The 18819-nt window shown below is 70.9% G+C and carries 18 protein-coding genes; 5 read left to right on the forward strand and 13 right to left on the reverse strand.

The annotated features are described in order from the left end of the window. Positions 1-38: 38 nt before the first annotated feature. The 7 genes from BFF77_RS28730 to BFF77_RS28760 all read right to left on the reverse strand — a co-directional run bounded on the left by BFF77_RS28730 (position 39) and on the right by BFF77_RS28760 (position 6177). Complete coding sequence (locus BFF77_RS28730) at positions 39-560, reverse strand: anthrone oxygenase family protein (RefSeq protein ID WP_066955584.1); 522 nt, start codon at positions 558-560, stop codon at positions 39-41. A gap of 60 nt (positions 561-620) precedes the next feature. Further along, on the reverse strand, positions 621-1274 hold the full coding sequence (locus BFF77_RS28735) for a hemerythrin domain-containing protein (protein ID WP_066955587.1): 654 nt from the start codon (positions 1272-1274) through the stop codon (positions 621-623). A gap of 132 nt (positions 1275-1406) precedes the next feature. Next, positions 1407-2246, reverse strand: a complete 840-nt coding sequence (locus BFF77_RS28740) for an NmrA family NAD(P)-binding protein (RefSeq protein ID WP_066955628.1) — start codon at positions 2244-2246, stop codon at positions 1407-1409. Between the two features lie 99 nt (positions 2247-2345). After that, positions 2346-3131: an SDR family NAD(P)-dependent oxidoreductase gene (locus tag BFF77_RS28745; RefSeq protein ID WP_066955589.1), complete on the reverse strand. Its 786-nt coding sequence runs from the start codon at positions 3129-3131 to the stop codon at positions 2346-2348. A gap of 370 nt (positions 3132-3501) precedes the next feature. Next, positions 3502-4338, reverse strand: a complete 837-nt coding sequence (locus BFF77_RS28750; RefSeq protein WP_066955592.1) for an AfsR/SARP family transcriptional regulator — start codon at positions 4336-4338, stop codon at positions 3502-3504. A gap of 207 nt (positions 4339-4545) precedes the next feature. Next, positions 4546-5205 (reverse strand): ScbR family autoregulator-binding transcription factor, encoded by a 660-nt coding sequence (locus BFF77_RS28755; RefSeq protein ID WP_066955595.1) that lies wholly within the window; start codon positions 5203-5205, stop codon positions 4546-4548. 276 nt (positions 5206-5481) lie between these two features. Beyond that, positions 5482-6177 carry a ScbR family autoregulator-binding transcription factor gene (locus BFF77_RS28760; protein WP_066955598.1) on the reverse strand — a complete coding sequence of 232 codons (696 nt, stop codon included), beginning with the start codon at positions 6175-6177 and terminating at the stop codon, positions 5482-5484. Between the two features lie 191 nt (positions 6178-6368). Here BFF77_RS28760 and BFF77_RS28765 point away from each other — a divergent pair, with 191 nt between their 5' ends. Beyond that, positions 6369-7319, forward strand: a complete 951-nt coding sequence (locus tag BFF77_RS28765; protein ID WP_066955631.1) for a ScbA/BarX family gamma-butyrolactone biosynthesis protein — start codon at positions 6369-6371, stop codon at positions 7317-7319. Between the two features lie 51 nt (positions 7320-7370). Here BFF77_RS28765 and BFF77_RS28770 read toward each other — a convergent pair whose 3' ends face one another. The 5 genes from BFF77_RS28770 to BFF77_RS28790 all read right to left on the reverse strand — a co-directional run bounded on the left by BFF77_RS28770 (position 7371) and on the right by BFF77_RS28790 (position 11740). Beyond that, positions 7371-8141, reverse strand: coding sequence for an SDR family NAD(P)-dependent oxidoreductase (locus BFF77_RS28770; protein WP_066955601.1), 771 nt, complete (start codon positions 8139-8141; stop codon positions 7371-7373). A 68-nt stretch (positions 8142-8209) separates the two neighbouring features. Next, complete coding sequence (locus BFF77_RS28775; protein ID WP_066955603.1) at positions 8210-9286, reverse strand: PrsW family intramembrane metalloprotease; 1077 nt, start codon at positions 9284-9286, stop codon at positions 8210-8212. Continuing rightward, positions 9283-9888: a hypothetical protein gene (locus BFF77_RS28780; RefSeq protein ID WP_141698553.1), complete on the reverse strand. Its 606-nt coding sequence runs from the start codon at positions 9886-9888 to the stop codon at positions 9283-9285. Before BFF77_RS28780 ends, BFF77_RS28775 begins: the two co-directional genes overlap by 4 nt. 12 nt (positions 9889-9900) lie before the next feature. After that, a complete protein-coding gene (locus BFF77_RS28785; protein ID WP_066955634.1) occupies positions 9901-10431 on the reverse strand; it encodes a cupin domain-containing protein in 531 nt (176 codons plus the stop codon). A 160-nt stretch (positions 10432-10591) separates the two neighbouring features. Further along, entirely contained in the window at positions 10592-11740 is a 1149-nt protein-coding gene (locus tag BFF77_RS28790) for a type III polyketide synthase (protein WP_066955609.1), read from the reverse strand. Positions 11741-12333: 593 nt separating this feature from the next. Here BFF77_RS28790 and BFF77_RS28795 point away from each other — a divergent pair. From BFF77_RS28795 to BFF77_RS28810, 4 genes are all read left to right on the forward strand, one after another. Beyond that, positions 12334-12996 carry a ScbR family autoregulator-binding transcription factor gene (locus BFF77_RS28795; RefSeq protein ID WP_066955611.1) on the forward strand — a complete coding sequence of 221 codons (663 nt, stop codon included), beginning with the start codon at positions 12334-12336 and terminating at the stop codon, positions 12994-12996. 4 nt (positions 12997-13000) lie between these two features. Then, entirely contained in the window at positions 13001-13876 is an 876-nt protein-coding gene (locus BFF77_RS28800) for an NAD(P)H-binding protein (RefSeq protein ID WP_066955616.1), read from the forward strand. 103 nt (positions 13877-13979) lie between these two features. Beyond that, positions 13980-14654, forward strand: coding sequence for a GNAT family N-acetyltransferase (locus BFF77_RS28805; protein ID WP_066955619.1), 675 nt, complete (start codon positions 13980-13982; stop codon positions 14652-14654). Positions 14655-14742: 88 nt separating this feature from the next. Beyond that, positions 14743-15339: a DUF1349 domain-containing protein gene (locus BFF77_RS28810; protein WP_066955622.1), complete on the forward strand. Its 597-nt coding sequence runs from the start codon at positions 14743-14745 to the stop codon at positions 15337-15339. Between the two features lie 148 nt (positions 15340-15487). On the opposite strand, the gene BFF77_RS28815 is transcribed toward BFF77_RS28810, so the two are convergent. Then, positions 15488-18819: phosphodiester glycosidase family protein (locus BFF77_RS28815; protein WP_066955625.1), on the reverse strand; the 3332-nt coding region annotated here is incomplete at its 5' end.

Raw genomic sequence — 18819 nt, forward strand, 5'->3', positions numbered from 1 at the left:
AGGGCCCGGAGCGGGGCGGGTTCGAGCGCGGGCCGAGGTCAGGACCGCGCGGTCGCCGCCCTGTTGTGCAGGACCAGCGCGCGGCCGAGGGCGGCGAGCGCCGCCGTACAGGCCACCGTCCGCGCGATGTTGGCCGAGGTCCACGGCCGCTCGAACCGGCCGCGCAGGGCGCCGAAGTCGGGACTCGCCGCCGGTGCGCCGGCGCGGGCCAGCATCCGGTTGAGCGGGATGTTGACGCACATCGTGACGGCGACGGAGACGCCGTAGAGCACGAAGGCGGTCCGGGTCCAGCGCGCGGCGTCCGGACGTCCCAGACGGCGCTGGAGGGCCGCGGCGACACCGGTGGCGAGGAACACCCCGACGAACAGGAGGCCGAACAGAGCGCTGTTGTCGAGGACTCCGTTGATCTTCCGCATGACCGTCACATAACTCTGGTCGTCGCGGCGTGCGAGGGCGGGCATGACCCCGACGTCGAAGGTGAGGTACAGCCCGGCCATCAGCCCGGTACCGATGGTGGCGGCGGTGAGCACGGGGCCGGCGGCTGCGGGAAGGGTCTCCATCGGGCTTCCTCATCCGGTTGTTGACGGGCTGGGCGGGTCGGTCGCGGACCGGTGCGGTGCTCAGGAGGGCCGGATCACTCCGGCGAGGGTCCTCTCGTACCGCCTGCGCAGCACTGTATTGCCGATCAGCCGCACGGGAGGCGGAATCGTGGCGGCGACATGGGCCACCGACCACTTCTCCGCGCCGTCGAACATCCAGGGCTGGAGCTGCATCATGACCTTGAACGGGGCGCTGGCGATCACCTTGCGTTCGACCGCCAGGTACTCGTCCGGCACGAGCCGGGCGAAGACGGGGAAGGACACCGCCTCCTCGTCGCGCAGATGATCGCGCAGGACGGAGTCGAAGCGGGTGGCGGCCGGACCGAGGGCGGACAGTCCGCCGCCGGGCCGCAGGGCGGCCGTGACCGCGTCCATGGCCCGGTCGAGCACCACATGGTCGTCACCGAGCTGACGGGCCTCGACGGAGAACTCCGGTGCCCTGCGCAGCAGTCCGGGCCACAGGACATTGTCCTCGCTGCGGTGGTGCCAGTCGATGATGTCGCGCAGCTGCTGCCACCACAGACCGGCCGCGCCGAGCCCGGCCTGGGTGAGCCGGGGCGCGGCGGCGAGCAGGCGTCTGGCGTCACGGCGCATCGCGATGTGCATCAGCGCGAACCCGTGGAAGTGAGCGGGCAGGGAAGCGAGTCCGAACTCGCTCGACATGGGGGTACTCATGGCCGCCTCCTCGTGGCTGACGCGTCGCCGTTCAACACGTCCTCGCTGGGGGTTCGTTGGTGCGCCGCTCCCCGCCCGGCGGGCCGGCCGCGGAGGTCGTCCGCGGCCGGCACCGCCGGCCGGAGTGGCGGATCAGACGTTCCAGACGCCGGTGGCGGCGGCGTCCCTGGCGAAGTCGGCGAAGTCGCGGGGCTTGCGGCCCAGGACCTCCTCCACACCGTGCACCAGGTGGGCGTTGCGGCCGTCGAGGGTCAGGGCGAACAGCTCGACGAAGTCCTCCGGAAGGTCGTTCTCCTTCAGGAAGGCACGGTACTCGTCGCTGGTGACCGCGGTGTACTTGATCTCACGGCCGGTGGCCTTGGACAGCTCTTCGGCCACGTCCTGGTAGCTGAGCAGCCGGGGGCCGGACAGCTCGTACGTCTGGCCGACGTGCTTGGGGTCGGTCAGCGCGGCGACGACCACGTCGGCGATGTCGTCGGCGTCCACGAAGGGCTCGACGGCGTGACCGGTCGGCAGCGCCAGCTCGCCGCCGAGGACGGGCTCCAGGAAGAAGCTCTCGTTGAAGTTCTGGTTGAACCAGCTCGACCGTACGACGGTCCAGTCGGCGCCGGACTCCTTCAGCTTCTCCTCGGCGACCTGCGCGCCCTCCTCGCCGCGACCGGAGAGCAGCACCAGACGGCTCGCGCCGCGGGCGACGGCGAACTTGGAGAACTCACCGACGCTCTCGGCGGCACCGGGGAAGGCGAGGTCGGGGTAGTAGGTGACATAGACGGCTCCGACGCCCTCCAGCGCACCTTCCCAGGTGGCCGGGTCCTCCCACACGAAGGGACGGTCGGCGTTGCGGGAACCGATCCGCACGGGAAGGCCCTGGGCGGCAAGGCGCTCGGCGACGCGGCGGCCGGTCTTGCCGGTGCCACCGATGACGAGCGTCGTCTTCGTCTCTGTCTGGGCGTTCTGCGTGGTCTGAGTCATGAGTACAGTCAAGTCCATTCAGCTGAGACGCAACATAGCTACGAAGCTCAGTTCCATACGCGTGCGTCTACGCTCCGGCCTCCGAGCCCGTCGCCGGGCTCAGGAACTGCCCATACCGCCGCAGACGTTGATCGCCTGGGCGGTGATCGACGCGGCGCTCTCCGTGGTGAGGTAGCCGACCAGACCGGCGACCTCCTCCGGAGTGGAGTAGCGGCCGAGCGGGATCTTCGACTCGAACTGCTCCTGGACGAAGTCCTCGGTGGTGTCCCAGGCCGCCGCGTACCCCTGCCGGACCTGTTCGGCCATCGGTGTCTCCACATAGCCGGGGCAGACCGCGTTCACGGTGACTCCGACGGGCGCCAGCTCCTTGCCGAGCGCCCGGGTGAAGCCGACGACACCGTGCTTGGAGGCGGAGTACGGGGCGCCCATCACGACGCCCTGCTTCCCCGCCGTCGAGGCGATGTTGATGATGCGGCCGTGGCCGGCCTCCACGAGGCCGCCGTTCAGCAGCACCTCACGGGTCAGCAGGAACACACCGTTGAGGTTGGTGTCGATGACGTCGTACCAGAGCTCGTCGGCGATCTCGGCCGTGGGCCCTCCGCCGCCCCGGCCCGCGTTGTTCACCAGGATGTTGACCGGGCCGAACTGGGCGACGACCGTGGCCACCAGGGCGGAGACCGACGCCCGGTCCCGTACGTCGGCCACCGTGCCCTCCACCTCGAACCCCTCCGCGCGCAGATCCTCGACGGTCTGCTTGACCTCCTGGCCGGTCCGCGCGCAGATGAACACGCGATGGCCGCGCCCGCCGAGCTCCCGGGCGACTCCCAGGCCGATTCCACGCGTCGCACCCGTGATCAATGCCACCGGGTTTCGCGGCGCCCTCATCCCATTTCCCCGGCACTCAGCGGTCCCCGAACCTGAATCTCCACGGTTTCCCTCCGCACCTCGTCGAATCCCCGTCGAACCGAAAATCTTCGACGCGAAGTACGTTAGCCCTGCCGAGCCTTTACTTCTTGAATCCTTGAGTACCCGTCTAGTACGGCTCCACGGGCGGAAAACGGAATGTCATTTCCACCGTCCCGAATGGTGCTGACGGAACGGAGAACGGCGGGCGGGAATAGGCCCGCGGAAACAACGGGTGACAAGGAGAATGAAATCCTCGCCCCTACGCACGTGCCGGTGCGCGCCGAACCGGCACGAAAACGGAAACAGAAGCCGGAACGGAAGCCGAACGGAATACGGCGCGCCCGTACGGTCAGCTCACCCGGACGAGGGGCTCACGGGAATTCTCCACGGGGGCCGCGGCCTCCGGGCCCGCCATCAGGATCGAGCGCTGGAGCCTGCGCAGTCCGGCGGACGGTTCGAGACCCAACTCCCGTACGAGCGTGCCGCGCAGCCGGTGGTACACGTTCAGCGCCTCACCGCGGCGGCCGGAGCGGTGCAGCGCGAGCATGAACTGGCCGTGCAGATTCTCATGGGTACGGTAACGGCTGACGAGCACGGTCAGCTCGGCCAGCAGCTCACGGTGACGGCCCAGCCGGAGATCGGCCTCGATGCGCTGATCGAGCGCGCAGAGCCGGCTCTCCTCGAGCCGCTTGATCTCCATGTCGAGCTGGGCGCCGCCGTGCACGTCGGCGAAGGCGGGACCGCTCCACAGCGCGAGCGCCTCCCGCAACTGGCGGGCCGCGCCGGCGTAGTCGCCCGCGTCCATCGCCCGGTAGCCGAGACCGGCGAGCCGGTCGAACTCCCGGACGTCACTGGTGCCGCCGCCGCTGTCGAGGCGGTATCCGCCGGGAAGGGTGACCAGCACGTCCTTGGCGGTCCGCGCCGTGCCCTCCTGGCCCTCCTGGGCCCCGTGCTTGAGCGCCGCGGCGATCAAGGACCGCAGCTGGAGCACATACGTCTGGAGCGTGGTCCTGGCGCTGCGCGGGGGCTCCCCCGCCCACAGCTCCTCGATCAACGCGCTCACCGGCACGACCTGGTCGGCGTGGAGCGACAGTAAAGCGAGCACCTGCCGGGGCTTCGGCGCCGTCGGCGTGATCGATCTCCCGTTCTCCCGCACAGCCAATGCGCCCAGTACGTCGATGTCCACGCGTCTCCCCAATCCCTGCAGGTGAAGTCAGTACCGTTCGAGGCCGCTCACGGGGTGCGATTGCTGCGGATGGATTCAAAAACAGGACAGACGGTTTGTCAATACCAAACCGTACAGACTGTTTTTTGTTAACGCTCTGTACATCAGCGTCACCGTCAGGTCACCGAACAGCGGGGATACGGGCGCAACACGGGCAGGGTACTCCCGTCAAACGGGCCCCTCGACACCTGCCTCTCCGCCCATGGCCGCATGGCAGGATCCGCAGGTCACCAGGGTGCCGATGGCCTGTCGCGGGGCCATCGCGGGTAGCATCAGCTCCCAGAACCGGGTTAGCGTACTTCGCGAGAACCACTCCCTGTCATCTCTGGCACCCAGCACCTCGAAACCGACCGTCGCCGCCATCAGCGCGCTCGCCACATCGTCCGGCGTCACACCGTCGGCCAGTCCGCCGTCGGACGCCGCACGTTCGAGCTCACTCTCGATCCAGCGCCGCCACTCGCGCCGCAGATTGATGCCGTGAGGGCGCGAGATGTCTCCGCTCAGCTCGAACCCCGCCCGTACGACCACGTCGTCGTCGAGGCTGCGCATCAGCGTGTGTGTCGCGTCGACGAGGAGTTGGAGCCCCGCCGAGCCGGCGAGCCGGGCACGCTCCGTGATCAGCCGCACCTCCTGCGCCGCCTCCTCCTCGACCGCCTTGGCCAGGGCCTCCTTGCTGGCGAAGTGGAAGTGCAGCGCGCCGTTGCTCACCCCGGCCCGGCGGCTGATCATCGTGAGCGACGCAGGGACGTACCCCTCGTCCGCGAACACCTCCGCGGCGGCCCGGATCAACGATCGTCGCGTACGGGCGGCGCGCTCCTGCTTGACCATCAACGGCTCCAGATGTCGGGAGGACCGGAAGCGATGCGCGGTGGTGCGTCTGCGACATTAACAAACCGTCGGCGCGGTTTGTACAAGCTTTACGCCACTCTCGATGTCTGGAATCGCCACCAGCCCGTATCGCTCAAGAACGGCTTGAGTCATGCTGGAGAACGGGTGGACAACCGCTCGATCAAATGAACTCGGACACGGGCGCTCCCGTGCGACGCCCGCCGTCCGGGCGAGGACGATCGGCGGGGATCCGCGAAACCATTCGGTCACGTTCCGTCATCGCTCGGCATCCGGCTCGGTGCCGTCCGCTGCTTCGGCGGCCTCGGCGCCCTCGGCGGCGATCCTGCGGGCGGCCTCGACGCGGGCCCCGCGGTCGTACGCCACATCGAGCCCGAGCAGCAGACGCGGCATCACCATGCTGGGCAGCAGGTGCTCCCACATCACCGAGACCCGGCGCTCCACGTCCCGGCGGTCGGCCACCACCCGCGAGTAGACATGGATCCCCGTCCAGGCGCCGACGACCAGTTCGGCCGTCTCGCGCGGTTTGACGTACGGGAGCAGTTCGCCCCGCTCCTTCGCCTGGAGCAGCAGTTCCTCGCTCAGGCCCGACCACACCGGGAAGGGGCTGACATCGGAGAAGTCGACCGATCCCTGCTCCACGGCCAGCCGTGTGCCGGCCCTGAGGATCATGTTGTGCAGCGAGCGGTGGGCGACGACCATCGTGACGTCGATCAGTTCCTGGACCTTGGAATCCGTCGGTCCGGTGACCAGATCCCTGGTCTGATCGCTCAGTACGCCCCGGGCCAGGTCCTCCTTGGACGGGAAGTGGAAGTAGAGGGCACCCTTGGTCACCTCGGACCGTGCGAGAATCTCCGAGATCGTGGCCGCGTCGTAGCCGTACTGGTCGAAGACCGAGGCCGCGGCCTCCAGAATGGCGGCGCGCGTTTTGATCGCACGCTGTTGCTGCGCCATGCGGGTGGCTCCCGTCGTGCAGTTCCAGGGGTCCTCATGACGCCCTGAGGTGGCTCCCCCGCCTGGTCCCGGTCAAGCCTACCGACTAAACCGGCTGGTCTGTATATTCCCCGGCTCCGGGAGCGCTCCACCGCTTCCGTCCAGCGTCCGTGCTCCCGGGGGAGACTCTCATGTCCGAAGCGACCGTCCGGATGGAATGCGCCTCAGGCACCGGAAGACCGGTATCGCCCCAGTTGACCACCACGGTGCCGAGAGAGTACGTACACCGTGCCGCGATGGCGGAGGTCCTGCTCACGGGCTGGCGCCGGATCGACGGGACACGCTTCTCGGTGACCGGGCAGTGGCCGCGACTGCACGGTTTCTTCAGCGCGGTCGACGGTCTTCATGACCCGCTGCTCGCCGCGGAAACAATCCGTCAGGTCGGTTCTCTGCTGGCGCACGCCGAGTTCGGTACTCCGCTGGGACATCACTTCCTGCTGCGGGATCTGTCCCTCACCGTCGAGCCCCGGCATCTCGCGATCAGCGGTGTCCCCGCCTGTCTGGACCTCGAGGTCTTCTGTCCGCAGATCCGCACACGCGGCGGTGAACTCGCGGGCCTGCGCTACGAGGCGGTCGTCCGCCGCGACGGACAGACCGTCGCCACGGGCGGCGCCTCCTTCGTCTGCGCCGCTCCCGCCGTCTACCGCCGGCTGCGCGGTGAGCGCGCCTCCCGCTCGGACCTGTGGCGACCGGCGCCGCCCCCGCCGGTAGCGCCGGGCAGCGTCGGCCGTACCGACGCGTACGACGTGGTGCTCTCCCCGGCCGGCGAGGAGCACACCTGGCGGCTGCGCGTCGACACCGGGCATCCCGTGCTCTTCGACCATCCGGTCGATCACATCCCGGGCATGGTCCTGCTCGAAGCCGCCCGTCAGTCGGCCCACTCGGTGCTGCGCGGCGATGCCCGCGTACTGACCGGCTTCACCGCCGAGTTCCCGCGCTTCGCCGAGCTGGACAGGGAGTGCCTGATCGGGGTACGGCGGCTGCCGGAGCCGTACCCCGGTCTGTCGTCGGTCCTGGTGACCGGGCATCAGGAGGGCGAACCGGTCTTCACCTGTGTGGTGAGCGCTCCCCCGCCCGCCGGCCCATCGGCACCCGGAGCCTGAACCCACCCGGTGTTTTGAACGTCCGGTATCGATTCGGAGCCCGGCATCCGTTCAGAGCACGGTGAAGCCGCCGTCCACCGGCAGGACCACGCCGGTGACGAAGGAGGCCCGGTCGCTGCAGAGCCAGGCCGCCGCCTCCGCCACTTCCTGCGGTTCCGGTGTGCGCGGCTGCGGTGTCGACCGGTGGAGGAGCTTCTCCGCCTCGGGGTGCCGGCTGAACCACTCCTGGACCACCTCGCTGCCCGCGATGCCCGGAGCGATGGCGTTGATCCGTATGCCCCGGGCCCCGTACTCCGCCGCGGCGGCCCTGGTCAGTCCGATCACCGCGTGCTTGGCCGCGATGAAGGCCGCGGAGACGGGAGTCGCCACCAGCCCGGCGACACTGCTGTTGTTGACGACCGCACCGCCGCCGCCCTGGAGCATGGCCCGGACCTGGTGACTCAGTCCGTTCCACACGCCCCGGACATTGGTGTCCATGATCTCGTCGTACTCGTCCTCACCGGTGAGATGCAGCGGTGTCTGATGGGCCCCCACTCCCGCGTTGTTGAACGCCACGTCCAGTCCGCCGAAGCGCTCCACCGCCGTCCCGACCGCACGGGCCATGTCGCTGGAGCTGGCCACGTCGCCCACCACGTACTCGGCTCTTCCGCCCGCCCTGCGCACATCCTCGGCGACCGCTGCGAGCCGCTCCTCCCGGCGTGCCATCAGCACCACCGAGGCCCCCTCACGCGCGAACACATGTGCGGCGCACGCGCCCACGCCACTGCTCGCTCCCGTGATGAGGGCGGACTTGCCGGTCAGCATCTGTGAGTTGGTCGACATGGCCGGAGTGTGCCAGGGGGCGGCCCGGCGCGGAGCACTCTTGAGGTTTTTCCAGGCTGAACAACCGATTAATAGGCCTGTCCATGGCCGATGTCCGAACCGGGCCCGGTTCCGGTGCTGTTGGCGGCGTGTTCCTCGACCACGGTGAGGTAGGCGGAGGCCCGTGCCTCGGCGGCGGGACGCAGTGCCGGCGGGACTGCGCGCAGGGCTCGCCGCCGGGAGCCGCGGGTGAGCAGATCGGCGGAGAGCGGGGTGCGCGGCGAGCGCAGGAAGGCACGTGCCCGCCGTCGCGACCGGTGCCGCAGTGTGAGATAGAAGCCCACCGCGATCAGGAAGTTGAGCGCCGTCTTCGCGGCCACGCCCACGACCGAGCCGAGCAGGGGCGAGTCGAAGAACCAGTGCATGGCCATGGCCGTCAGCAGACAGAGCACGGCCGGGACGATCCGCCGGCGCGCGGGCCGCGTGTCGTGCGCGAGCAGAAAGCCGATCCCGGTGCCCGCCACCGCGGTCATCGCCCAGTGCGAGCCGAGGCCCGTCAGCAGGACCCGGGTGGCGAAGGACTGGACGACATCGGCGCTCCCGTTGATCCCGCCGCTGCTCAGGATGGAGTTCATGGCGTACGTCCAGTTCTCCACCACCTGGAAGCCGAGGCCGGTGAACGCGCCGAGGAAGAGACCGTCCAGCGGACCGCGGACCAACTGCCGTGTGCCCAGGGCGATCAGCGCGACACCGGAGAGTTTGAGGAGTTCCTCGTTGAGCGGCGCGGTGAGGGCCGCGGCCCACCGGGAGGCGAAGTCGATGCCCGCGGTCTTGGACCAGATGCCCTGGAGCCCGGTGTTGGCCACGACGGCACAGCCGGTGGCCGCGGTCGCGCCCCAGACGACTCCGCTCCAGACCCAGGCGCGCGGCGCCGCCCGGAACGGACGCACCCGCTGAAGGACCGTCACCCCGATCGCCACCGTGATCAGGAGCAGTACGAAGGACAGCAGCGCGGAGGCGGGGAAGACCCGGACGACGGCCCCGAAGTCGAGAGCGATCAGGGCGGCGCCGAGAAGGCAGAGCGCGGCGCAGAGCCAGCACACCGGCTGCCGCCGCAGCGATCCGCGCAGCGAGGCGTACGCCGCCGACGGCGCGGCCGTGGTCATGGTGCCTCCCGTGGAAAGGCGACGCTGCGGGCCAGGGCCGTGGCGTCGGCCACCGTGCCGGGTGCGGTGCCCGGCTCGGCCAGTACGGTGATCTCCACGGCGTAGTCCTCGCTCGGCGGCACCCAGACGGTGGCGCTGCCGGCGCGTCCCGGCCGCGTCAGCGGCCCGGTCAGACCGCGCGCGCCCGCCGCGCTGGTGACGGGCCGCGGACCGCCGAGCCGGGTGGCGCCGTCCGCGACGGACAGCACCTTGCGCAGGCCCGTCCAGAGCTGCCCGGCGTCGCCGCGGCCCGAGGAGAGATCGACATAGCCCGCGACCAGGTCGACACCGTCCCGGGACAGCGCGTACGAGGAGCCGGGATCGCTGCGCGACTTGCTCAGCCGCCAGCCCGCGCCCGTCACCCTCAGCAGGGCGGCACCGCCGCTCGGTCCCAGTTCCAGCACCGCGCCGGCCGGTACGGGCTCGTCGTCGGCGATGGCACGGTCGATCAGCGGCCAGCCCGCCGTGAGGGCGGCCATGACGAGCAGGACCCCGAGGACGGCCCAGCGCCGGGGGCGGGCCAGTCGAGGGGGCGGGCGCCGGGTGACCGCTGCGGTGTCCATACGGCGGGCGGCCTAGGCGTCGTGGCGCAGCGGGGTGAGCTGCTCGATGTCGTACCGCACCCGCAGTTCCGCGATCGCCACCGGGTCCGGGGTGCCGCCCTCCTTGAGGATGTCGAGGAGTTCCTCGAAGTACCGCTCGTGGTCGGACGGCGGCGACGACTGGAAGAACATCGTGGCGTCCCGGCCGGTCCGGTTGGCGAACGCGTGCGGGCAGCCGGGCGGTACGACGACGACCGTGCCCGGTGTGGCCCGTACCGCCCTCAGTCCCGACATGGACTCCCAGTGCCGCCAGTCCTCGCTCAGCACACGCGGCTCGAAGGCCAGCACGTCCAGCTCGCCGTCGAGGATGTGGAACAGCTCCTCGCTGCGGGTGTGCCGGTGGGCACCGACGTCGAAGCCGGGCGGTACGACGACCTCGAAGGTGGAGGAGACCCGTGAGTGCTCCCCGGTGACCTTGTAGGTCACCTGCTGGGCCGCGGTGTGGATGACGGTGCCCCCGCCCGGGGGGACGATCAGCCCCTCGGCCCTCGTCAGCTCGGTCATGCGGTGCTCCAGGACGGTGCGGTGCTCCAGGTCGACGGTGGGGAACGGCGGTGGGGAGCCGGTCACGACAGGACCGACGGCGTCTTGGGGCCGCGGCGCTGCCGCACACCGGACAGCCGCTCCGGCCGGGAGCGGGCCGCCCTGCCGGGAGCGGTGTCCGTCACCGCCGGCTCGCCGGTTCGATCGCGGGCGAGGGGTGGGCGCTGCGGCCACGGGTTCCGAAGACCTGGCGTTCCGTCACGGCGGACGCGGGCCCGGCTCCGGTGGTGGTCCAGCGGCCCAGGGCCATCTCGGCGGTGATACCGGGGCCGAAGCCGGCGATGATGCCCCGCTCCCCGGAGGCCCGTCCGCCCTCGTCGAAGAGCCTTCGCACCGCGTCGAGGACGACGGCGCTGGCGATGTTCCCGTACTCGGTGAGGGTGCCCCGGCTGAACCGGAACGCCTCCGGCGCCACCTCCAGGAAGTGGCTGAGGTCGTCCAGGATGCGCGGGCCGCCCGCGTGGATGATGTAGAAGTCCAGGCCGGTGGCGTCCCAGCCGTGCTGGTCGGCGATCGTGCGCAGGGCGGGGGCCAGCGGCTCCATGGTGGTGGGCACGCGCTTGTCCAGCAGGAAGTGGAAGCCGGTGGCCCGGACGCTGTAGGCGATCCAGTCGGTGGTGTCGGGCACCAGGTGCGAGCCGTTGCGCTCCAGCGCGATACCGGTGCCGCCCTGGCCCCGGACGACGGCCGCGGCGACGGCGTCCCCGAACAGCCCGTTGGAGAGCAGCGAGCCGACGCCGAGGTCGGTGGGCTGGTAGCAGAGCGAGCAGAACTCGCAGGCGACGATGAGCACGTTGGCCCCGGGATACGCCCGGCAGAAGTCGTGTGCCCTGTTGATGGCCGCGCCGCCGGCCGCGCACCCCAGTTGGGCGATGGGGAGCTGCCGGGTGTGGTTGGGGAAGTCCATGGTGTTGATCAGCCAGGCCGTGAGCGACGGCATCATGAACCCCGTGCACGAGACATAGACGATGAGGTCGATGTCGGCGGGGCGGAGCCGCGCGTGGTCCAGGGCGGTGTTGATCACCGCGGGCACCCGGGCCTTCGCCTCCGTCTCGTACAGCATGTTCCGGTGCTCGAAGCCGGGGTGCCGGAGTGTCTCCTCGATGGGCTGGACGATATGGCGCTTGGCCACCCCGGTGTTCTGGATCAGTCTCAGCGCGAGAGGCAGTTGCGGATGGTCCGAGTGCAGGGAACGCGCGAGAGCGAGCGTGTCTTCCATGGTGATCACATGCTCCGGAACCGACACAGCGGGTTTGCACAGGGTCGCCACGAGTGCTCTCCTTCGTCCGTGTTCGCAGGGGACTGCGGCCCACACTCACGGGTGGTCCAGCGCGACGCAACCTGGGAGGAGCAGGGGGGAGGGCGTGCGAGGACGGCCGCCCGCGAAGGACCGGCGCGGGATACGAAGCACCGTCCGGGTTGCGCGGACCGGCTACGGAACGTAGGGAAGGAGCGCGCCGGTTGGGCCATTCAGGGGGCCGGGGACTCCTCGGGCGCGCGGCGCCGCGTACTCCTCCTCGAAGGCGGCCCGGCATCGGACGCCGAGCTTTTCGGCCACGGCGGTATCGGGGAAGTCCGCGTCGCTGTCCCACCGACCGTACGGTGTGTCGGCGCGGCGGGCTCGGAAAGCACAAGCAGACCGACTGCCCGGTATTCGGACACCACCTGGGTGCCGACAGTCCGAGAAAGCGCTGGGCAGGTATCGGCCAACTCCGGATATGGAAGTCCATGAGTCTCCGCGTCCGTCCCAAATTGTTATGGCGTACAGGATATATTCCTCATCCAGTTGAGCACTACAGTACGGGCTGGGCGGTTTGTTTTTGGACACCGATGTCCGCTTGCCGGTCCGTAGAGAGGCATTTCATGGCAACACAGGAGCGCGCCATCAGGACGCGCACGGCGATCCTGGAGGCTGCCGGAGCGGTCTTCGACGAGTACGGGTACGCGTCGACCACGCTCACGATGGTTCTTCAGCGGGCCCGCGTCACCAAGGGCGCGCTCTACTTCCACTTCCAGTCCAAGGAGGCGCTCGCACAGGCCGTCCTGGACGAGCAGGTGCAGCTCGGGACCGTTCCGCCGCAGACCTGCAAGTTACAGGAAGTCGTCGACATCACCTTCGCCGTCGCCCATCGGCTCCTGGAGAACGCTCTGCTCAGAGGGAGCGTCCGGCTCACCGTCGATCAGGGCGCGCCTCCCGGTGTCGATCACAGCGGCCCTTTCCGCCAGTGGCCGGAGCACTTGATCGTGCTGATGGAACAGGCTCGTGATCAGGGCGAGTTGCTGCCGAACGTGCAGCCTCGGGACACGGTGGAACTGCTGGTGGGCGCGTTCGCCGGGATTCAGCTCATGTCCCGTGCGCTGACCCAGCGCGAGGATCTCGGGCGCCGGATCTCCCTGCTGTGGGGCCACATCCTGCCGAGCATCGCGGTTCCCGGGCTGATGCCCGGCATCGACACCGCGCCCGACCGGGGCGCGCGGGTGACGGCGGCGGACTCGCGTATGACGGCGGCGGACGTCAAGGGCTGACCTGATGATCCTGCTCACCGGAGTCACCGGCACCGTGGGGCGGCTGGTGGCGGAACGCCTCGGCGCACCTGGCGCCGCCACCGACGAGCCCGTCCGGCTGCTGTCGCGCGACCCACGCCGTATCGCCGCGCTCGCCGGCCCCAGGACCGAGGTCGTGGGCGGCGACTTCGCCGACCCCGGCAGTCTGGCCACGGCGCTGAGAGGCGTCAGGGCCGCGCTGCTGGTGACGGCCGATCCGCTCACCCCGGCCCATGACGAGCACTTCGTCGCGGCGGCCCGCTCGGCGGGCGTACGGCATCTCGTCAAGCTCTCCGCGCAGGCGGTGGCCGAACCGGACGCGGCGGATCTGATCACACGGTGGCAGCGCGGCAGCGAGGACGTCGTCCGCGCCTCGGGTCTCGGCTGGACCTTTCTGCGGCCCCGGTCCTTCATGTCCAACACACTGGCCTGGGCACGCTCCGTCCGGGAGGAGGGTGTGGTGCGCGGGATGAACGGCACCTCGCCCAACGCCACCGTCGATCCCCGCGACATCGCGGACGCGGCCGTGCTCTCCCTCACCTCCCCCGGCAGCGGCCGTCCGGGCCGGGCCCACGCCCTGACGGGCCCCGCCGCGATCAGTCCCGTGCAGCAGGTCGCCGTGCTGTCCGAGGCGCTCGACCGTCCGCTGCGGTTCCAGGAGGTGACACGGGACCAGGCGTACGAGGCACTGCGCGCCCGGTATCCGGTCCCGGTGGCCGACGCGCTGATGGAGAGCGCCGTACGGCAGCGGTCCGGCGCCAAGGCCGGGGTGGAGCCGACGGTGGAAACGCTCCTGGGCCGGCCCGCCGGTACGTACCGCTCCTGGGCGGCGGACCATCTCCAGGCCTTCCGTCCCCTCTGACCGCCCCCGCGCACACCTCGTCCCAGGATCCCGGGGCGGGCCCCGGGACCTTACCGCGGCCGACTCTTGTGGGAGCGCTCCCACTGCGGGCAGCATGCTCTGTATGTCATCGCTGCCGGACCCTTCACGGTCCTCCTCGTCGCCACCCGCCTCCGTCCGCCCCTACCGCCCCGACGACTCGTCCGCCCTGTACGACATCTGCGTGCGCACCGCCCATGTGGGCGGCGACTCGCGGCACCTCTATCCGGATCCGGATCTGCTTCCGAGCCTCTTCGCCGCGCCCTACGCCGCTCTGGAGCCGGAACTGACCTTCGTGCTCGACGACGGCCGGGGCCGGGCCGTCGGCTACGTCCTCGGTACCGCCGACACACCCGCCTTCGTGCGGGCGTTCCGGGATGTCTGGCTCCCGCCACTGGCCGGCCGCTATCCGAAACCGGCCGGTCCGGCCCGTACACCGACCGACGAGATGATCGGTCTGCTGCACTGGCCCGAGCGGATGGTTCTGCCCGGGCTGTCCGGTTATCCCGCCCATCTGCACATCGATCTCCTGCCGAGCCACCAGGGCCAGGGGCACGGCCGGGCGCTGATGCACACATTCCTGCGCGCCCTGCACCGGAGGGGAGTGGGCGCGGTCCATCTGTCGATGGTCACGGCCAATACGGGCGCCCGCGCGTTCTACGACCGTCTCGGCTTCCATGTGATCGCCGTGCCGGATCCCGGTCCACTGACCTATCTCGGACGCTCGACGGAAGTCCCGGCGGAAGCCGCGCGGCCGTAGTCGTCCCACCGCCCCCGGGCGACGCCGTGTCCGGTGCCGTGCGAGTCTGTCCCCTGTCCGCCGACGACCGCCGACACGAGGAGAGAACATGGGCGAGCACGCCACCGGTACGGAGTCGTGCCTTGGCCTCACCGACTGGAGCTGGCTCAACCCGCCCGCCCACTGGGCTCCCTACGACGACGCCCTGGATGTCACCACGGCCCCGGACACGGACTTCTGGGTGACCACGCACTACGGCTTCGTACGGGACACGGGACACGCCCTGCTGCGGCCGGTGCCGGGGGACTTCGTGCTGCGCGCCACCTTCACCGGTGACTACCGCGAACAGTACGACCAGGCAGGGCTGCTGCTCCGGATCGACGAGAAGAACTGGATCAAGACGGGTATCGAGTACGTCGACGGCCGGCAGCAGCTCAGTGCCGTCGTCACCCGCGAGGTCTCCGACTGGAATGTCGTACCGCTCGCCCACCTCACCGACAGCCCGGCGCCCGTGACCGTCGAGCTGCGGCGCGAGGGCGACACCGTCACGATCCACTACGGCATCGACGGCTCCCCCGCGACCATGCTGCGGCTCGCCTACTTCCCGCCGGACGTGGCCGCGCAGGCGGGGCCGATGTGTGCCTCCCCCGACGGCAAGGGCTTCTCGGCCCGGTTCACGGCGCTGAGCTTCGACACCCTGTCCTGAGCGGACGGACCGCGACAGCGGTCGGCCGGCACCCGCCGGCGTCCGCGCGGTCGCGGTGTCCCGTGCCCGGTTCCGGTGGTTCCGGGCACGGGACACCGTGCTCATGCCGAAGGGGCGCGCCTCTCCGTACGGGGCACGACGTGCCGGATCACGCCGCGGGCGCGACCACCGCGGCCGCGCCCGCCGCCGTCGCGGCGATCCGGATCTCGCTCGCGCGTGTCACCCCGCTGACCGTCACCGCGAGCGTGACCGTGCCCGGCCGCAGTGCGGTCAGTGTGCCCGTCGCCGGGTCGAAGAGCGCCGTGTGGCGGGGCCGGACACCGTCCCGGTCGCCGATACGGAGGTTCGGCGAGCCGGTCCAGTCCGCGCTCAGCGGGAACCCGACCGGGATCCGCCGGGCGCCCTGGACGACGCTCGCCGAGACCTGGGCGCTGTGACGGGGAGCCAGCACGGCCGGCGCGTCGAGTTCCAGCGCGTCGGTGTGCGCGCGGGTCTGTACGGAGACCCAGTCGGGGCCGCCCTCCCACGGCCGCAGCCGGGCCGCCGACCGCTCGCCCCGGGAGACCCGGTCCACGCCGACGAGCGACCAGCCGGTGAAGCCGCCCTCGTCCACGGGCGCGGCGGGTGCCTTGCCCGCGTTGCCGTTGATCAGATACGGCACGCCGTCCACCCGTGAGGCGTGGAAGACACCGGCATGGCTGCCGATGAGTCCCGCGCCCTTGCCGGTCGTACGGCGGAACTCCGCGAGCCACCGCTCGATCAGGGCCGCCTCCTTGCGGTCGCTCAGCTCACTGGCCTTCTGGACCGTGGGATCGCGCGGCGGTACATGCTCGATCAGCATGACCGAGCGGACGCGGCTGTCCTTGGCCGCCGCGTCCAGTTGCTCGCGTACGGCCCGGATCTGGGCGAGGCCGCCGCCCCGCAGCGTCAGAGCCGATGTGTCGAGGGTGAGGAAACGGGTGCCCTCGTGGTCGAAGACCCGCTGCGCGGGGCCGAACCGGTCGGTGAAGTTCTTGATGGAGCCGCCCATCACCTCGTGATTGCCCGGAACGTAGTACCAGGGCACCGCGTCCCCCAGTTCTTCCGTCAGTACGGTACGGGCGAAGTCGAGATCCGCGGGTGAGCCCTCGTCCACCAGATCGCCGTTGACGACCACGAAGTCCGGTCCCGCCGCCCTGATCTCGCGCAGCGTACGCCGGGCCTGGGCGACAAGGGCGCTGTCCGGGGCACGGGCGACGAACTGGGCGTCGGACATGACGGCGAACCGCCAGTCCCTGCCCTCCGTCACCGCGGCGGAGTCGATCAGCGGATCCGCCGCACCCGGCTGCTCGGGCAGATCCACGGTGGGCGGCACCTGCGCCGTCAGATCGTCGATCACGATCCCGCCCGTGTACTGCTTGGTGGCGGCGGTCTCCGCCAGATAGAAGCGATGAAGACTCAGTGGCACGGCCACCGACGCCGGTACGGCGAAGGTCACCTGCCGCCAGCCGGTCCAGGTGACATACGGTCCGCGCAGCAACTGGTCGGAGCCCGCCGCGTCCTTGAGATGCAGGGTCGGCCAGGCGCCCATGCCGTCGCCCTTGATCCAGAGCTTGAAGGACTGCGGCCGGCCGGGCACGAGAATCTGCCTCGGCGGGGAGGCGTAGGCGGCGCGGGTGGCGGTGGACTGGGTGAAGTCGTAGGAGAGGGCGAGCCCGGTGCCGGTGTGGCCGTCCGGTGTCGCCGAGACCGAGCCGCCCGCGCGTGCCTGGCTGAAGGTCCACGACGCGGCGTCGTCCAGACCGGAGACCGGCTGTTCGGCGAGTCCGACACCGACGGCGAGCACGGTCGTGGCGCCGCCGACGCCCGCCGTGATCGCTCCGGCGCCGCTGCCCGTGCGGGACCGCACGGTGAACGAGCCCCGGCCGTCGTCGGTGACGGCGAAGAGGGACCGGTCGTACTCCAGCCGTACGTCGCGAGGTTCGACGGGCGCGCTGGTGCCATGGGCGTCGAGTCCGACGATGCCGAAGGTGCCCGTCGCGTCCGCGTCGGCGAGTCCGACACGCCGGGTGGTGGGCTCGATGCGGTCGAGCGCGTCGAGCACGGTCAGTTCCGTACCGCCCGTGGCGTGTCCGCGCTCGGCGCGCACCTCGGTGGTGCCGCCGCGGCGCGCGGTGAACACGCCCCGGGAGTCGACCCGTCCCACCGAGGACCGCACGGCCCGCCAGCGTGGTGTGCCGGCCGCGGGGCCGTAGGTCTCGTCGTACCCGGCCGCGGTGAGCCGGCGGGTCAGTCCGGGGAAGACCCGCTCGGGATGTCCGCCCCTGACCGGGTCGACGGTCGGTGCCGCGCCCGCCGGGGTCCGGGTCTCGACCCAGAAACCGCTGAGCCTGCCGCTGCCGTCCGGCGCGGTGAACGCGAGACCGTTGGGCACGGTGCGCTCGCTGCCGTCGGAGGGACTGTTCTCCACCCGCAGGGCGTCGCTGCCCGGCGCGCGGGCGACCAGCGTCGAGGAGCCGCCCCCGTCCAGGTTGAGCGCGTTGTACGCACCGGCGTCACGCATCATCAGGCCCAGTTCGGTGAGGGTGACTCCACCGCTGTCGGCCTGCCGTCCGTCGACGGTGATCACCTGCATGGTGGCGCCGTCGCGGGAGAAGCCGACGGCGGTACGGGGAGCCGCGGTGTTGTTGCCCTCCCCCTCGTGGCCGACCGCCGTCCCGTCCACGACCAGCAGTTCCCGGCCGCCGACGGCGGTGCGCGGCACGGTCCCGCCGTCGGCGCGCGGCCGGTATTCCACCGTCACCGGATCACCCGGCCGCAGCGCGGCGAGCGCCACGGCGCCCGCCTCCCGGCCGACCAGCACCGTGGTGCCCTCGGCGATCGGACCCGTGCCGGGCAGGGCCGACACGGAGACAACCTTGCCGTCCCGTACGGCGGCCTCGGCGACGGGAGCCGCCCGGTCCACGGTGAGGCGGCGGTCGGCCTCCCCCCAGCCCGCGGTGTAGGCGCCGATGCCGCCGGCGGGCACGTTCGCCGCGTTGTACGCCTGCAGCGCCCGGGGCCCCGACGGGAGGGTCACCGTGCCGTCGAAGTAGAGCCTCAGGATCCGCCCGGCGTTCCCGGGACCGATCCCGACGGCCTGATGCGCTCCGGGCGCCGGGGAGTGGACGACCTCGCCGTCCGCGAGACCGGGGCCCTGGGGCGCTCCCGTCTCGTTGATGTCGAAGAAGTCGGCGTTGATCGCGGCGACGGTACGGCGGCCGGGCCCGGCGTCGTGGCCGGCGGCGAGCTGGGAGACGGTACGGCGGTCGGAGACCTTGCCCGAGGAGAGATAGTCCGCGCCGGCACCGCCGCTGTCGAGATCGACGGAGAGCGTGTCGACACGCAGCCACTTGTCGGATTCGAGCCGGTCGTACGAGGTCAGCCGGATACCGGGAGCGACGGGCCGCGAGGCGCGCGCCGTCTCGATGCCGTCGCCGTCGGCGACGGCATCGAGACGGC

The sequence above is a fragment of the Streptomyces lushanensis genome, from assembly GCF_001700515.1.
Classification (GTDB): Bacteria; Actinomycetota; Actinomycetes; order Streptomycetales; family Streptomycetaceae; genus Streptomyces; species Streptomyces lushanensis.

What these genes read in the sequence shown, in the direction of transcription:
- BFF77_RS28730 (WP_066955584.1), bottom strand. Translation starts at nt 560, where the DNA reads ATGGAGACCCTTCCCGCAGCCGCCGGCCCCGTGCTCACCGCCGCCACC.
- BFF77_RS28735 (WP_066955587.1), bottom strand. Translation starts at nt 1,274, where the DNA reads ATGAGTACCCCCATGTCGAGCGAGTTCGGACTCGCTTCCCTGCCCGCT.
- BFF77_RS28740 (WP_066955628.1), bottom strand. Translation starts at nt 2,246, where the DNA reads ATGACTCAGACCACGCAGAACGCCCAGACAGAGACGAAGACGACGCTC.
- BFF77_RS28745 (WP_066955589.1), bottom strand. Translation starts at nt 3,131, where the DNA reads ATGAGGGCGCCGCGAAACCCGGTGGCATTGATCACGGGTGCGACGCGT.
- BFF77_RS28755 (WP_066955595.1), bottom strand. Translation starts at nt 5,205, where the DNA reads ATGGTCAAGCAGGAGCGCGCCGCCCGTACGCGACGATCGTTGATCCGG.
- BFF77_RS28760 (WP_066955598.1), bottom strand. Translation starts at nt 6,177, where the DNA reads ATGGCGCAGCAACAGCGTGCGATCAAAACGCGCGCCGCCATTCTGGAG.
- BFF77_RS28765 (WP_066955631.1), top strand. Translation starts at nt 6,369, where the DNA reads ATGGAATGCGCCTCAGGCACCGGAAGACCGGTATCGCCCCAGTTGACC.
- BFF77_RS28770 (WP_066955601.1), bottom strand. Translation starts at nt 8,141, where the DNA reads ATGTCGACCAACTCACAGATGCTGACCGGCAAGTCCGCCCTCATCACG.
- BFF77_RS28775 (WP_066955603.1), bottom strand. Translation starts at nt 9,286, where the DNA reads ATGACCACGGCCGCGCCGTCGGCGGCGTACGCCTCGCTGCGCGGATCG.
- BFF77_RS28780 (WP_141698553.1), bottom strand. Translation starts at nt 9,888, where the DNA reads ATGGACACCGCAGCGGTCACCCGGCGCCCGCCCCCTCGACTGGCCCGC.
- BFF77_RS28785 (WP_066955634.1), bottom strand. Translation starts at nt 10,431, where the DNA reads ATGACCGAGCTGACGAGGGCCGAGGGGCTGATCGTCCCCCCGGGCGGG.
- BFF77_RS28795 (WP_066955611.1), top strand. Translation starts at nt 12,334, where the DNA reads ATGGCAACACAGGAGCGCGCCATCAGGACGCGCACGGCGATCCTGGAG.
- BFF77_RS28800 (WP_066955616.1), top strand. Translation starts at nt 13,001, where the DNA reads ATGATCCTGCTCACCGGAGTCACCGGCACCGTGGGGCGGCTGGTGGCG.
- BFF77_RS28805 (WP_066955619.1), top strand. Translation starts at nt 13,980, where the DNA reads ATGTCATCGCTGCCGGACCCTTCACGGTCCTCCTCGTCGCCACCCGCC.
- BFF77_RS28810 (WP_066955622.1), top strand. Translation starts at nt 14,743, where the DNA reads ATGGGCGAGCACGCCACCGGTACGGAGTCGTGCCTTGGCCTCACCGAC.